The sequence below is a fragment of the Stenotrophomonas sp. YJH_SMC_27 genome (assembly GCF_059369815.1).
In genome coordinates, this window is record NZ_JCAFTA010000001.1 from 391,249 (window position 1) to 404,678 (window position 13,430).

A 13,430-nucleotide genomic window follows, 5' to 3' on the forward strand; every position below is an offset into this window, starting at 1 on the left:
CAACGCATCACCATGACCGATTCCCAGCTCGACATCGCCCGCCTCGGCGGCACCACCATGGGCACCACGTGGAGCGTGTCGCTGGTCGCGCCGCGCCAGCGCGACCTGCACCCGCTGCATGCCGGCATCCAGGCGCGGCTGGATGCGGTGGTGGCGCAGATGAGCACCTGGGAGCCTGGCTCGGACCTGAGTCGCTACAACCGCGCCGACGCGGGCCAATGGTGCGTGCTGCCGGCCGAGACCCGCCACGTTGTGGCCTGCGCACAGGCCATCGCTGCCGCCAGTAGCGGCGCCTTTGATCCCACCGTCGGCCCGTTGGTGGCACTGTGGGGTTTCGGTGCACATGCCGGCGAACGCCGCCAACCCGACGCCGCCACCGTGCAGGCCACGCGCGAGCGCTGCGGTTGGCAGCGCCTGCAATGGCGCGGCGATGCGCTGCTGCAACCGGGCGGACTGGAACTGGATCTGTCGGCGATCGCCAAGGGGTTCGGCGTCGATCACGTGGCCGCCTGGCTGCGCGATCAGGGCATCGCTGCTGCACTGATCGAGGTCGGTGGCGAACTGGCCGGCTACGGCCGAAAACCGGACGGCCACCCCTGGCGCGTACTGGTGGAATCCGCACCGGAAGAAGACGCGCACACCGAAACACCACCGCGGGTGCTGGCGCTGGAGGACAAGGCGGTGGCCACCTCCGGTGATCGCTGGCACCAGTACCAGGCCGATGGCCAGGCCTACAGCCACAGCCTCGATCCGCGTACCGGCAGGCCGGTGCGCCAGGTCGCCGCAGCGGTCACCGTGGTGGCCGACGACGCCATGCACGCCGATGCCTGGGCTACCGCACTGACCGTGCTCGGCCACGAACAGGGCATGGCGCTGGCCGAACGCGAAGGCTTGGCTGCACGCTACCTGCAGCGTGCAGCAGACGGCCCGCGGGAATTTCTCAGCAGCGCCTTCCAGCGCCTGCTCGACGAGCAGGACGCATGAGCGCACGTCCATCGCGCGCGTGGCTTGGCAACGCACTGGTCCTGCTCCTGCTGGCGCTGATCGCCTGGGCGCTGCTGCGACTGCATCTCGGCGAAGCCTGGTGGCAGGGCGCGCCGCCGGCACGGCAAACGCAGATCGCGATCATCGCCACCGCACTGTATGCGCTGGCCTGCGCCGCACTGCGGTGGCGTGGGCGACCGCGCGACGATGCTGCCTCTGGCGACGTCGCACCGATCCTGATGGTCTGGTCCAGCCAGACCGGTTTTGCCCGCGAACTGGCCGAACGCAGTGCCGAGGCATTGCGCGGTGCCGGCGTGCCGGTGCGTGTGCGCGGCCTGCATGAGGTCGACGCCACGCTGCTGGTCGACAGCCAGCGTGCATTGTTCATCGCCAGCACCACTGGCGAAGGCGACCCACCCGATCATGCGCTGCCGTTCCTGCGCGGCGTGATGACCTCACCGCCTGCGCTGCAGCACCTGCAGTACGGCGTGCTCGCACTGGGCGACCGCAGTTACGGCCACTTCTGCGGATTCGGCCACCAGCTCGACCAATGGCTGCGCCAGCACGGTGCGCATCCGCTGTTCGATGCGATCGAGGTCGACAACGCCGATCCGGCCGCGCTGCGCCATTGGCAGCAATTGCTGGGCCAGCTCGGCGGCGGCGCCAGCGAACTGCCCGACTGGAGCCCGGCCGAATACCAGCCGTGGACGCTGCTGCAACGTGAGCATCTGAACCCGGGCAGCCCCGGCGGCGCGGTGTATTGGCTGCGCCTGCAGCCCCCGGCCGATGCAGATGCGCAGTGGCAGGCCGGTGACATCGCCGAGATCGGCCCGCAGCACGCACCGCACACCGTGCGTGCCTGGCTGGACGCACAACGCTTCGATGCGGATACCGTGCTGGATGACGGGCAGACGTTGCTGGCACGCGTCGCGCGCTCGCACCTGCCCTCATTGGTTCCCCCGGGTGATCTGCCCGCATTGCTGGCGACCCTGCAACCGCTGCCCCATCGCGAGTACTCGATCGCCTCGGTGATGGCCGACGGTGCGGTCGAGCTGCTGCTGCGCCGCCAGCTGCGCGCCGACGGAACACCCGGCATCGGCAGTGGCTGGCTGTGCGACCACGCGGCCATTGGCGAGCCGGTGCAGCTGCGCCTGCGCCGCAACGACAATTTCCACGGCGTGCCCGCCGAGGTACCGCTGCTGCTGATCGGCAACGGCACTGGCATCGCCGGCCTGCGCGCACACCTGCACGAACGCGTGCGCAGTGGCGCCCGCCGCACCTGGCTGCTGTTCGGTGAGCGCACCGCCACGCACGACTTCCACTTCGGTGAAGAACTGCAGGCGATGCTGGCCGACGGCACGCTGGCGCGGCTGGATGCAGTGTTCAGCCGCGATGGCGGTGCGCATCGCTACGTGCAGGACCGGTTGCTGGCCGAAGCGGCAACACTGCGGCGGTGGGTGGATGAGGGCGCCACGATCCTGGTCTGCGGCAGCCTGCAGGGCATGGCCCCGGCGGTGGATGCGGTGATCGAACAGGTGCTGGGTGTTGCGGGCAAGGAAGCGCTGTTGCTGGCCGGTCGTTACCGGCGCGATGTGTATTGAGGTTGCCGCATCCACGCATGGCGTGGATCTACTGAACGCACCGACGCCTGCGAACCGCCTTCTGGTGGGTGCGAACCTTGGTTCGCACCATGACGCAGCATTGGCGGCCGTATCCACGCATGGCGTGGATCTACTGCGCGGCGTGTCCAGGCATGGCAACTACACCCCAGTAGATCCACGCCATGCGTGGATTGAGCCACCGGCGCCCAGGCATCATCCCGCCGCCGCACTGACCCGTATCGCCAACAACTCGCCACCGCCCTGCAACGCGTGCCGCTGACGTTCGCCGGCCGCCAACCACGCGGTATCGCCGGCCCGTAGCGCGGGCAGGCCGCTGTCGGCACCGAACTCCGCCTGACCGGACAGCAGATGCAACGCCCAGGCCACGCCCGGTTCGCAGAAGAAGAACATCGCGCCCACCAGCGGCCGATGCAGCAGTTCGGCCTGCAGCAGATCGCGTTTCCACATCAGGTTGAAATCGTGGGTGGTGCCATCCACCAGTTCGCCGTGCAGCCTTTCCTCTCCCGCAAAGCGCACGCGCCCGTGCGGCGGCAGCACCTGGGCCACGCGGCCATCCTCGAAATGCAGGCGCACGCCATTGCCCTGCAGCAGCACCAGTTCTCGCTCCACGCCGGGGAAGGCGGAGAACGCGGCGTCCTGTTCGATTTCGGCCACCGACAGGCGCAGCGCCCAGTCATCCCCCTGCGCGGGCAGGCGCAGGATCTCGCGGGTCCAGCCCAGGCCGTTGCGCCAACGTTCGCGGCGGTAGTCCAGGCGGGAGATCAACTGGCTCGGAGTGTGCAGCAGGGAGTCGATGTTCATCGGCGCATTGCATCATGCCGCGCGCCGTCGTGCATCACCGCGTGGCGAGCGTGCCCTGGCCACCGCACCCGCCGGCCAGCAGCTGCGAGTGCTTCAACCAGTCCTGGTCGGGGTAGTAAGCAAACACCATCGTGCCACCACGCAACGCATCGATCAGCGGCTTGGCCACCGACAGCCGCACCGCCGGGCAACCCAGGCTGCGTCCCAGCCGCCCCTGCAGCTGCGCGGTGGCCGGGTTCACATACGGCGCACCATGGATGACGATCGCGCGATCGCGCGCACGGTCATTGAAGCCCGGTTCCAGGCCGGCCAGGCGCAGCGAATAGCCGTTGCCGCCCATGTAGGTCTCCTGCGCGGTGAACGCGCCGAGGCTGGACATGAAACTGCCGTCGCGGTTGGAGAAGTGCTCGGTGCGGTTCTCGCCGCTGTTGCGGCCATGCGCCACCCATTCCTCGAACAGCAGGCGCTGGTGGGCCAGGTCGAACACCCACAGGCGCGGCTCGGTGGACGGGCGCGAGTAATCGATCACGCTGAGCCGATCACCGTTGATGCCCAGCTCCGGCCGCTGCAGCGCGCAGCGCATGGCGCGCGCCGCCAGCTGCAACACGTGGCGGTCGGCCTTGGGCGCACTGCGCGACAGCAGGGCAGCCAGATCATCGGCAGAGGTGGCGAGGGCGGGCGTCTGTGCCAGCGCCGGGGCGCAGGCCGAGGTCGCCAGCAGGCCGAACGCGGCCAGCCGGCACAGGCGGGATGCAGTCATGGGCACAACGAGGGGACTCAGTTGCCCTTGAGGGTGGACCCTGGCGGCTCGGATTCCAAGACCGGCTGCATTCCAGATTCAGCCGGGCTTGGGCGGACCGCCGGCAGCGAGGTCACCAGCAGGGTCGTGCCCGGCACCAGCACCTGGTACAGCTGGCGGGCGAAATCGGCCGGCAGCGCCATCGGCAGCGAGGGCGTGGCCAGCAGGTCCGGCGTGGCCTGGGCGCGGTCCTGGCCCAGCAACGGGTAGGCCGTCCACTGGTGCAGGCGCTGGTTCACGTCCAGCGGGCTGGGGGTGTCGCTGTAACCCTGCCCCATCACGAACAGCGTGGTCCCTTGGAAGGCCGGCAGCGCGTCCGCCTTCAACGGCGACTCGCCGATCATCACCCCATCGCGCAGCACGTACAGGCGCTGGTCGTGCAGGCTGACCAGGATGCCGACCTGCCCGGCCGGGGCCACGCTGTCGTTCCACCACGCCTGCGCCGGCGCTCCGCCCTCTGCCTCCGGCAGGGCCTGCCCACGCGCATTCACGGGTGCCAGTACCGACGGATAGGCCAGGGTCATCGGCGAGCTCTTGGCGTCGGCCACGACCACGGTATCGCCACGCTGGGTTTCGCTGAACAGCTTCTGCGCGAAGGCCTGCGGCAGGCGCACGCAGCCGTGCGAGGCGGGATGCCCGGGCAGGCTGCCGCCATGCAGAGCGATACCGTCCCAGGTCAGCCGCTGCATGTACGGCATCGGCGCGCTGTTGTAGAGGTTGGACCTGTGGTCCTTGTCCTTCTGCAGGATGGTGAACACGCCGGTTGGCGTCTCGTGCCCAGCCTTGCCCGAGCTGATCGTGGTCAGGCCGATGGCGATACCGTTGCGGTAGACATAGGCGCGCTGCTCATCGAGGCTGACCACCAGCACGATCGGGCCGGTCGGCGAGATTTCCGGATGCCACAGGTATTCGCCCGGCTTGAGGTCGGTCGGTCCGCGTACCTCGGCGGTGGCCGCAGCGGCAGCTGCAGGCTTGGCGGCCGGCGTAGGCGCAGCGGCGTGGGCCTGCAGTGGCAGGGTCAGTGCCAGGGCGAGCATCAGGTTGGTGGGGCGGTGCACAAGCATCCAGCGGGGTCCTTTCCATGCGGAGCGGCCACCGTACACCATCGGCCCGTGGTGGCCGCGGCAAAACCAGGCGCCGGAAATGAAATTGCCCGGCGACACAGCCATGTGTCGTACCGGGCAATCGTTACGTCCTTGTCGGCCTGCTGCCGCCCCCTCGCATCCTGCGCTGTGGGGGTAGCGTTGCATCCTGCACGCGGCCGCGTCTGTCCTGTTTGTATCTCAGCCCCTTCCACAGGTCTGTGATGCCACCATCCTGGTGAGTGGTGCCGCGTCCTGCGGCGGTCGGTGGTCACGGGCGTCCTGTCCGTGACCGGTGAACCAGCGTCCTGCCGGTTCCGACGATTCCTGCTGTCAGCGCCTCGGTACGGTTCGCACCGGTACCGATCCGGGTACCGGATCCGCCGGCAACAACCTGTTGCCTACGGTGATCCGCTGTCGATTCCGTTCGACGATGGCTTTCCCTATCCCCTTCACCTGCGCCAAGTCCTCGACGCGATGAAACGGGCCGTGTCTGCGCCGGTGCTCGACGATCGCCTCGGCCTTGGCGGCTCCGACCATCGTCAATCCCTGCTGCAGCGCCTGGGCATCGGCGCGGTTGATGTCGATCGGTTCGGCGGCATGCGCCCCAGCGATCCACACGACCAGCACCAGTGCCCTCAACACGACACTCCAAGGCATGACGTGTATCTCCTTGTGATTCTGGACGTCCCGACCGGCAATCCCGTCGGTAGGAACAGTGTCCGTCACCACATGCACACAGCCTATCGGTTTCCTGGATTTCTAAAAGCCAGCCAAATACCCGACGTGATGTAGGAAAAACCCTACCCGTGGCACAGGCGTAGAATGGCGGGATCAGCCCATGCAACCGGAGTTTCAGATGGACAGCGCCAAGCTCGGCCAATTCGTCAATGACAAGTGGGACAGTGAAATCGTCCCGCAGTTGGTCGACTACATCCGCATTCCCAACAAGTCGCCGATGTTCGACGCCAATTGGGTGCAGAACGGCTACATGGAACAGGCGGTCACGCTGATGGAGAACTGGGCCAGGGCCCAACAGCTGCCCGGCCTGAAGGTTGAAGTGGTGCGCCTGGAAGGCCGCACCCCGCTGATCTTCCTGGAAATTCCGGCCTCCGGCCCGGAAACCGGCGACGACACCATCCTGCTCTACGGCCATCTGGACAAGCAGCCGGAAATGACCGGCTGGGACGACGATCTCGGCCCGTGGACCCCGGTCCTGCGCGGCGACAAACTGTATGGCCGCGGCGGTGCGGATGACGGCTACGCCATCTTCGGCTCGCTGGCCGCGGTGCTGGCGCTGCAGGCCCAGGGCCTGCCGCACGCCCGCTGCGTGGTGCTGATCGAAGCCTGTGAAGAATCGGGCAGCTACGACCTGCCGGCCTACGTCGACCACCTGGCCGACCGCATCGGCAAGCCGTCGCTGGTGGTCTGCCTGGATTCGGGCTGCGCCAACTACGACCAGCTGTGGTGCACCACCTCGCTGCGCGGCCTGACCGGCGGCAACTTCACCGTGAAGGTGCTCAACGAAGGCGTGCATTCCGGCGATGCCTCCGGCGTGGTGCCGTCCAGCTTCCGCCTGCTGCGCCAGCTACTGTCGCGCATCGAGGACCAGGACACCGGCCGCATCCTGATCGACGGCATGAACGTGGAAATCCCGGCCGAACGCCTGGAACAGGCCAAGCGCGCGGCCGAAGTGGTGGATACCGAGATCTTCGAGAAGTTCCCGATGGTCGACGGCCTGCGCCCCATGAACGAGGACCTGACCGAGCTGGTGCTCAACCGCACCTGGCGCCCGGCGCTGTCGGTCACCGGCGTCGGTGGCATGCCGCCGCTGGAATCGGCCGGCAACGTGCTGCGTCCACAGACCTCGGTGAAGCTCTCGCTGCGCCTGCCGCCGACTGCCGATGGCAAGACCTGCGGGGAACTGCTGAAGGAAGCGCTGCTGCGCGACCCGCCGAACGGCGCGCAGGTCACCCTGGACCTGGAAAAGGCCTCCACCGGCTGGAACGCACCGGCCATGGCGCCGTGGCTGACCCAGGCCATTGACGACGCCAGCCAGGCTTTCTTCGGCAAGCCGGCGATGTACATGGGCGAAGGCGGCTCGATCCCGTTCATGGGCATGCTGGGCGAGAAGTTCCCGGGCGCGCAGTTCATGATCACCGGCGTGCTCGGCCCGCATTCCAATGCACATGGCCCCAACGAGTTCCTGCACATCCCGATGGGCAAGAAGGTCACCGCCTGCGTGTCCAAGGTGATCAGCGAGCACTATGCCGCCAGCCTGCGCGGCGAGACCAGCGGTTCGCCGGTGGCTGCCGACAGCGGCACCCGCCACGGCGACCACGGCTGCTGCTGATTACGGCACACCGTGACGGACGCAGCCTGGCCTTGCTAGGCTGCGTCCACCCAAAGCGGAACACATGCACATGAATGGTCTGTTCGGCAGCAGCAGCTGGCTGTACATCCTGCTGGTCGGCTTCGTCGTCGGCCTGCTCGGGCGCTTCTTCATGCCCGGCAACAACCGCATGGGCTGCCTGCTGACCATCGTGCTGGGCATCATTGGCGCGCTGGTGGCCGGTTGGTTCGGCCAGTACATGGGCTGGTACGCTCCCGGCGAACCGGCCGGTTTCCTCGGTGCGGTAGTGGGCGCGGTGGCCGTGCTGGCCGTCCTGCGCCTGTTCAGCGGCCGCCGCTGACCCCGTCCCTCCTTCCCCCCTGCTCCCGACGTTGGCGCGCCCGGCGCGCCCGGATATGCCCGCATGACCGAACCCGCCTCCGATCCCCAGCGCAGCGCGCAGCGCCTGCAGTGGGCCCGTACCCAGCTCGATGACGCCAACGCGGTAGTCGAACGCGCTTCGGTGGATGCCGGCATGCGCAGCTACTGGCGTACCATCAGCACGCGCGGCAGCCACATCGTGATGGACGCTCCGCCGGGGCTGGAAGATCCGCGGCCGTGGCTGCGCATGCGCGGCCTGCTGCACGACAACGGCCTGCGCGTACCTGCATTGCTGGCGCAGGACCTGGAAGCCGGCTTCCTGCTGCTGGAAGATCTCGGCGGCCCGACCCTGGCCAGGATCCTCGACGAGCGCAACGCCGATGAATGGTTCGGCCGTTCGATCGAACAGCTGCTGCGCCTGCAGGCGATCCCGGTACCGGCCGACTTCGGCCAGTTCGGCGAAGCGCTGCTGCAGCGCGATGCCGGCCTGTTCGACGAATGGTTCCTGCAACGCCACCTGCAGCTGGAACTGGACTGCGGCGAGATCGAAGGGCTGCAGCTGGTACACCGCCGGTTGATGGACAACGCATTGGGCCAGGCCCAGCTGATGACCCACCGCGACTACATGCCGCGCAACCTGATGCCGGTCGACGACGGCCCCGCGGTGCTGGATTTCCAGGACCTGGTGCGTGGCCCGATCGCCTACGATGCGGTGAGCCTGTTCAAGGACGCCTTCCTGAGCTGGCCGCTGCAGCGCGTGGACGAGTGGCTGGCGCAGTACCACGAGCGCGCACGCGACGCCGGCCTGCCGGTACCCGACCGCGCCACCTTCCTGCGCGATGCCGACTGGATGGGTATCCAGCGCCACGTGAAGATCCTTGGCCTGTTCTGCCGCCTGCGCTACCGCGACAACAAGGGCCATTACCTGGACGACGCGCCGCGCTTCATCGGCTACCTGGATGAAGTACTGCCGCGCTACCGCGAGCTGGCACCGCTGCAGCAGCTGCTGGACGAGCGCATCAAGCCGGCGCTGGCCGAGCTGGGTGCACCGATGCGCGTGGCCCGATGAAGGCGCTGGTCTTTGCCGCCGGCCTCGGCGAGCGCATGCGCCCGCTGACCCTGCACACGCCCAAGCCGCTGTTGGAAGTGGCTGGCAAGCCGCTGATCGTCTGGCACCTGGAACGCCTGGCCGCACTCGGCGTGCGCGAGGTGGTGGTCAACACCGCGTGGCTGGCCGAGCAGTTCCCTGCAACGCTGGGCGATGGCAGCCAATGGGGCGTGCGCCTGCATTTCCTGCACGAAGGGCCGACCCCGCTGGAAACCGGCGGCGGCATCCTCAACGCATTGCCGGTGCTGGGCGATGCCCCGTTCCTGGTGGTGAACGGCGATATCTGGACCGATTTCGATTTCGCCACGCTGCCGCGCGAGCCGCAGGGCCAGGCACACCTGGTGCTGGTCGACAATCCGGCGCAACACCCCGACGGTGACTACCGCCTCGATACGCAGGGGGTGCTGCACCATGACCGCGAAGGTCCCTGCCTGACCTATGCCGGCATCGGCGTGTACCGTCCTTCGATCGTGGCCGACTGGCGCGCGGTGATCGGCGATGCGCCGGGCAGCGAGCGGCTGCCGCCGAAGTTCTCGGTGGTGCCGCTGCAGAAGCATTTCATGGCGCAGGGGTTGATGACCGGGCAGCACCATCGCGGGCGCTGGACCGACGTCGGCACCGTGGATCGCCTGCGCGCGCTGGATGCTGAATTGGCGGCGAACGGCTGAGCCCCTCGTGGCTGGACGCGTAGAGTCGACTGTTAGTCGACTGTCATTGTGAGCTAGCCGGGCGGTGTGGATTCGCGGGGGACGCCGTGAACCCGTCCCTGGGGGCTTGGCCGCGGCATCCATGCCGCGGACACCCCCGCGAACCCACGCCGACCGGCCTCTGACAGTTTCCGTGGGCGTCCAGCCATGGAAGAAAGAAAGAAAAGCAAGAGCGGGTCGCTTCGCTGCGCTTGCTCTGGTGACGACCAACGGTCGTCACCCACCACAAGCAAGACACGTGTCGACCAAGGTCGACACCCACCAACAGCAGTGCAGTACGCAGTTCCGGCAGATCGCGGGAACCTGTCGAAGGCGGGGTGGCTCAGGTTGCGGGGGCGTGAGCGCCATGGATGGCGCGATCGAGGCTACAGGGACGTACTTGCGCCGTCCCCCGCAACCTGAGCCACTCCGCCTCCCCTCAGGAAGCCCGCTTTTGACGTTGCTGTTGAAGCTGCCGGCCAGCGGCCGGCACTACCGCGGGTGCAGGGCGCAGCCCTGCAAACAAACCCCACCCTCAGTATCGAGGCCGGCCTTCTTCCAGCACCTGGCGCAGGAACGGCACGGTGATCCGCCGCTTCGCCGCCAGCGATTCGCGGTCCAGCCAGTCCAGCAGCGTGATCAACCCACCCAGCTCGCGCCCGGTGTGCGACAGCAGCCACTCGATGGCCGCTTCGTCGATGGCCAGGCCGCGTCGCAGCGCGCGCTCGCGCAGCACCGCAGCACGACCTTCCTCATCCAGCGGCTGCAGCAGCACGCGCACGCACTGGCCCAGCCGCGAACGCAGGTCCGGCAGTACCAGGCCCAGTTCTTCCGGCGCCTTCTGCGCCGTGTACAGCACGGTCACGCCTGCTGCACGCGCGCGGTTGTGGAAATCAAACAGCGCGATCTCGTCCTCGCGGTTGCCGGCAACTTCGTCCAGCCCGTCCAGCGCCACCAGTTCGCGTGCGTCCAGCCCGTCGAGCGCTGCACGAACGCGGCCGGCGGCGCTGGCCAGTGGCACGTACGTCGGCAGGCGCCCGGCCTGCTCGGCGCTGGAGCACGTCGCCAGCGCCTGGTGGGTCTTGCCGGTGCCCGCCGCGCCTTCCAGGTAGACCCAATCGTGGCTGGCGCCGACCGCGATCGCACGCAGCTGCGCCAGCGCGCCATCCGGCGCACCGATGAAGGTCTCCAGGCGCTGGTCCCGCGGGTAATGCAGGGCCAGCGGCAGTTGCGGCACGCCCATCACTTCAGGTCGGGGCCCTTGTCGGTCGGAACGATGATATGGGGGGCGTCGACCACGCCATCAAGCACGATCGCCGGCTTCTCGCCCACGTACAGCTCGCTCTGGCGGTAACGCTGGTGGGCATAGCGCAGCAGCACGTTGGTCACCGCCGCCACCGGCAGCGCCAGCAGCATGCCGAGGAAGCCGAACAGCTGGCCGCCGGCCATCACCGCGAAGATCACCGCCACCGGATGCAGGCCGATCTTGTCGCCGACAATGCGCGGGGTCAGTACGTAGCTCTCCAGCAGCTGGCCCACGGTGAACACCACGCCGACCAGGATCAGCAGCTTCAGGTCGAAGCCCTGTGCCTGCACCAGCGCGGCAATCACCGCCATCAGCACGCCGGTGGTCGCGCCCAGGTAGGGGATGAAGCTGATCAGGCCGGCAATCAGGCCAATCAGCAGGCCCAGCTTGAGGCCTACCAGCGACAGGCCGCCGGCGTAGATCACGCCCAATGCCAGCATCACCAGGAACTGGCCGCGGATGAACGCCCCCAACACCTCGTTGGACTCACGCGCCAGCGCAGTGATGGTGCCGATGTGGTTGCGCGGAATCACCGAGGCCACCCGCTCGACCAGCTTGTCCCAGTCGCGCAGGAAGTAGAACGCCAGGATCGGCAGCAGCAGGATGTTGACCACCCAGGTCACCATCGCAAAACCCGAACGCGAGACGTAGCCCATGAACGTGGTGGCGACGCCGCCGGCCTGCTGCCAGTGGCTGCGCACCCACTCGATCAGGCGGTCCGGATCCAGCCACTGCATCACTTCCAGGCCGGTCTTCTGCTCGAACCAGGGAATCCCCTTTTCCATCAGCCACGCCTGCGCCTGCGGCGCGACCGCGATCAGGGTGGTGATCTGGCGCTCGATCATCGGCACCAGCACCAGCAGCAGCGCCACGATCACCAGCACCATCGCCGCGAACACCAGCACCACGCCGGTCATGCGCGAGCGGCCGGTGGCCTCGATGCGGTCCACCAGCGGGTCGCCCAGCCAGGCCAGTGCCAGCGCCAGCACGAACGGGGTCAGGATCGGGGCCAGCAGCCACACCACCCAGCCGACCAGGCCGGCGAACAGGATGTACTTCAGCCGGCGCAGGAACTGCGCGATTTCCGCTTCCGGGGTCAGGGTCATCGCAGGCGGTACTCATTGCTGACCGGTGCTGCGACCGGGGCACCGGTGGTGTCGTCGATCGGCGTCGGCAGGGCCGGCAGCGGCGCGCTCGGCACCAGTACACCGTTGTCGCCCAGCATGCGGTTGAAGCCGGCCAGGCCGGTGGTCATCTCCAGGCTCAGCTCCAGCTGGCCGGCCGAAGCATGCAGCGGGGTGACGTTGCGCACCACCGGCACCTCGCGCAGGCCGGCGGCAAGGCGCAGGTAGTCGTCGGCACTGTTGATGCCGGTGACCACCACGCGGTAGGTTCCGGCCTGGCCGACGGCGGCGCCGGCCTTCGCATAGCGCCTGACCAGCGCATCGGCGGCGCCATCGGCGCCGGCCGCCATCGCCCGCATGGCGTTGGCGTCCTTGCTGGTCCACTTGTTCAGCTCACGGCCGTTGTCGACGAACACCCAGTCCGCCTGCCAGCCGCCGTTGGCGCGGTAGAGCTTGCCGATCAGCTGCATCGGCGGTGAGTAGCGCGAGGAGGCGCGGGCCACGGCGGCACTGTCCTGGCGCCAGATGGCACCGGCCAGCGCCTGCTCGGCGGCACCGCCGCTGGGCAGGCCGAGCTTGTAGCCGCGCTCGATGGCGCGGTTCAGCAGTGGGCGGGCGGCATTGGCCTGCTGCACGCTGACCAGGCGCGGTCCGCTGCCGTCATCCACGGCCAGCCACACCACCGGCTTTGGTCGCGGCTGCGGCCACAGCGGCAGGCCCAGCGCCGAGACCAGCGAATCGACGTCGTCCTCGCGGAAACGGGCCACCAGCAGGGTCCGGAAGCTCGGCGCGCCGCTGGCGCCTACGCTCTGGTCCTGCTTGTAGTCGTAGCTGGCCACGTAGTCCTTGGCATTGCGCAGTGCCTGCACCACACCGGGGCGCGACATCACGTTGCGATCACCGGACAGCTTGCCCAGTACCACGCTCAGGGCGCGGGCCAGGGCGCCGTTGCGATCGGCTTCGGCTTGGCTGTTGACGGGCACTTCGGCCTCGTACGCGCCACTGGCGGTGGCGACATCACCCTCGGTGCGAAGGCCGCTCTGGGCCATCGTGGCCACCGGCAGGCTCAGCGCAAGGAGCAGGGTCAGAATCAGGCTGCGGCGCATCAGGACATCCATTGGCTCGACGTATCCGGGGGAATTGTTGCCCGAATACGGCCTTTGCGCCAATGCGGCCTGTTAAAATCGCCCGTTCAACCCCTGCCA

At 68.2% G+C, this 13,430-nt stretch carries 13 protein-coding genes; 6 read left to right on the forward strand and 7 right to left on the reverse strand.

The window, feature by feature from the left end; all coding sequences use genetic code 11:
• Positions 1-12 precede the first annotated feature (12 nt).
• Together AC5P7R_RS01810 and AC5P7R_RS01815 are read left to right on the forward strand one after the other, a co-directional pair.
• The gene (locus AC5P7R_RS01810) at positions 13-984 is read left to right on the forward strand and encodes an FAD:protein FMN transferase (protein ID WP_031269621.1); all 972 of its coding nucleotides are present in this window, start codon (positions 13-15) and stop codon (positions 982-984) included.
• Positions 981-2,585, forward strand: a complete 1,605-nt coding sequence (locus tag AC5P7R_RS01815) for a sulfite reductase subunit alpha (protein ID WP_021202576.1) — start codon at positions 981-983, stop codon at positions 2,583-2,585. The genes AC5P7R_RS01810 and AC5P7R_RS01815 overlap by 4 nt, the downstream gene beginning before the upstream one ends.
• Positions 2,586-2,798: 213 nt before the next feature.
• On the opposite strand, the gene AC5P7R_RS01820 is transcribed toward AC5P7R_RS01815, so the two are convergent.
• The 4 genes from AC5P7R_RS01820 to AC5P7R_RS01835 all read right to left on the reverse strand — a co-directional run bounded on the left by AC5P7R_RS01820 (position 2,799) and on the right by AC5P7R_RS01835 (position 5,948).
• Positions 2,799-3,407, reverse strand: a complete 609-nt coding sequence (locus AC5P7R_RS01820; RefSeq protein WP_021202577.1) for a HutD/Ves family protein — start codon at positions 3,405-3,407, stop codon at positions 2,799-2,801.
• Positions 3,408-3,441: 34 nt separating this feature from the next.
• Positions 3,442-4,167 (reverse strand): murein L,D-transpeptidase catalytic domain family protein, encoded by a 726-nt coding sequence (locus tag AC5P7R_RS01825; protein WP_227853963.1) that lies wholly within the window; start codon positions 4,165-4,167, stop codon positions 3,442-3,444.
• A 17-nt stretch (positions 4,168-4,184) separates the two neighbouring features.
• Positions 4,185-5,270 carry a L,D-transpeptidase gene (locus AC5P7R_RS01830; RefSeq protein WP_206621317.1) on the reverse strand — a complete coding sequence of 362 codons (1,086 nt, stop codon included), beginning with the start codon at positions 5,268-5,270 and terminating at the stop codon, positions 4,185-4,187.
• A 351-nt stretch (positions 5,271-5,621) separates the two neighbouring features.
• Positions 5,622-5,948 carry a ComEA family DNA-binding protein gene (locus AC5P7R_RS01835; protein WP_032955193.1) on the reverse strand — a complete coding sequence of 109 codons (327 nt, stop codon included), beginning with the start codon at positions 5,946-5,948 and terminating at the stop codon, positions 5,622-5,624.
• 199 nt (positions 5,949-6,147) lie between these two features.
• Here AC5P7R_RS01835 and AC5P7R_RS01840 point away from each other — a divergent pair, with 199 nt between their 5' ends.
• From AC5P7R_RS01840 to murU, 4 genes are all read left to right on the forward strand, one after another.
• Entirely contained in the window at positions 6,148-7,641 is a 1,494-nt protein-coding gene (locus tag AC5P7R_RS01840) for a M20 family metallopeptidase (RefSeq protein WP_021202579.1), read from the forward strand.
• A 70-nt stretch (positions 7,642-7,711) separates the two neighbouring features.
• Positions 7,712-7,981 carry a GlsB/YeaQ/YmgE family stress response membrane protein gene (locus AC5P7R_RS01845; protein ID WP_019659430.1) on the forward strand — a complete coding sequence of 90 codons (270 nt, stop codon included), beginning with the start codon at positions 7,712-7,714 and terminating at the stop codon, positions 7,979-7,981.
• Between the two features lie 63 nt (positions 7,982-8,044).
• Complete coding sequence (locus tag AC5P7R_RS01850; RefSeq protein ID WP_021202580.1) at positions 8,045-9,070, forward strand: aminoglycoside phosphotransferase family protein; 1,026 nt, start codon at positions 8,045-8,047, stop codon at positions 9,068-9,070.
• Positions 9,067-9,777, forward strand: coding sequence for an N-acetylmuramate alpha-1-phosphate uridylyltransferase MurU (gene murU / locus AC5P7R_RS01855; RefSeq protein ID WP_021202581.1), 711 nt, complete (start codon positions 9,067-9,069; stop codon positions 9,775-9,777). Before AC5P7R_RS01850 ends, murU begins: the two co-directional genes overlap by 4 nt.
• 553 nt (positions 9,778-10,330) lie before the next feature.
• On the opposite strand, the gene hda is transcribed toward murU, so the two are convergent.
• The 3 genes from hda to AC5P7R_RS01870 are packed head-to-tail and all read right to left on the reverse strand — an operon-like array spanning position 10,331 to position 13,343.
• Positions 10,331-11,038, reverse strand: a complete 708-nt coding sequence (hda, locus tag AC5P7R_RS01860; protein ID WP_021202582.1) for a DnaA regulatory inactivator Hda — start codon at positions 11,036-11,038, stop codon at positions 10,331-10,333.
• The gene (locus tag AC5P7R_RS01865) at positions 11,038-12,207 is read right to left on the reverse strand and encodes an AI-2E family transporter (protein ID WP_111099197.1); all 1,170 of its coding nucleotides are present in this window, start codon (positions 12,205-12,207) and stop codon (positions 11,038-11,040) included. Before AC5P7R_RS01865 ends, hda begins: the two co-directional genes overlap by 1 nt.
• On the reverse strand, positions 12,204-13,343 hold the full coding sequence (locus AC5P7R_RS01870; RefSeq protein ID WP_019659435.1) for a DUF2066 domain-containing protein: 1,140 nt from the start codon (positions 13,341-13,343) through the stop codon (positions 12,204-12,206). Before AC5P7R_RS01870 ends, AC5P7R_RS01865 begins: the two co-directional genes overlap by 4 nt.
• Positions 13,344-13,430: the final 87 nt, after the last annotated feature.

Bases quoted from the DNA above. Each gene is read 5' to 3' on its own strand.
- AC5P7R_RS01870 (WP_019659435.1), bottom strand. From the start codon at position 13,343: ATGGATGTCCTGATGCGCCGCAGCCTGATTCTGACCCTGCTCCTTGCG.
- hda (WP_021202582.1), bottom strand. From the start codon at position 11,038: ATGGGCGTGCCGCAACTGCCGCTGGCCCTGCATTACCCGCGGGACCAG.
- AC5P7R_RS01840 (WP_021202579.1), top strand. From the start codon at position 6,148: ATGGACAGCGCCAAGCTCGGCCAATTCGTCAATGACAAGTGGGACAGT.
- AC5P7R_RS01845 (WP_019659430.1), top strand. From the start codon at position 7,712: ATGAATGGTCTGTTCGGCAGCAGCAGCTGGCTGTACATCCTGCTGGTC.
- AC5P7R_RS01850 (WP_021202580.1), top strand. From the start codon at position 8,045: ATGACCGAACCCGCCTCCGATCCCCAGCGCAGCGCGCAGCGCCTGCAG.
- AC5P7R_RS01815 (WP_021202576.1), top strand. From the start codon at position 981: ATGAGCGCACGTCCATCGCGCGCGTGGCTTGGCAACGCACTGGTCCTG.
- AC5P7R_RS01810 (WP_031269621.1), top strand. From the start codon at position 13: ATGACCGATTCCCAGCTCGACATCGCCCGCCTCGGCGGCACCACCATG.
- murU (WP_021202581.1), top strand. From the start codon at position 9,067: ATGAAGGCGCTGGTCTTTGCCGCCGGCCTCGGCGAGCGCATGCGCCCG.
- AC5P7R_RS01865 (WP_111099197.1), bottom strand. From the start codon at position 12,207: ATGACCCTGACCCCGGAAGCGGAAATCGCGCAGTTCCTGCGCCGGCTG.
- AC5P7R_RS01830 (WP_206621317.1), bottom strand. From the start codon at position 5,270: ATGCTTGTGCACCGCCCCACCAACCTGATGCTCGCCCTGGCACTGACC.
- AC5P7R_RS01825 (WP_227853963.1), bottom strand. From the start codon at position 4,167: ATGACTGCATCCCGCCTGTGCCGGCTGGCCGCGTTCGGCCTGCTGGCG.
- AC5P7R_RS01820 (WP_021202577.1), bottom strand. From the start codon at position 3,407: ATGAACATCGACTCCCTGCTGCACACTCCGAGCCAGTTGATCTCCCGC.
- AC5P7R_RS01835 (WP_032955193.1), bottom strand. From the start codon at position 5,948: ATGCCTTGGAGTGTCGTGTTGAGGGCACTGGTGCTGGTCGTGTGGATC.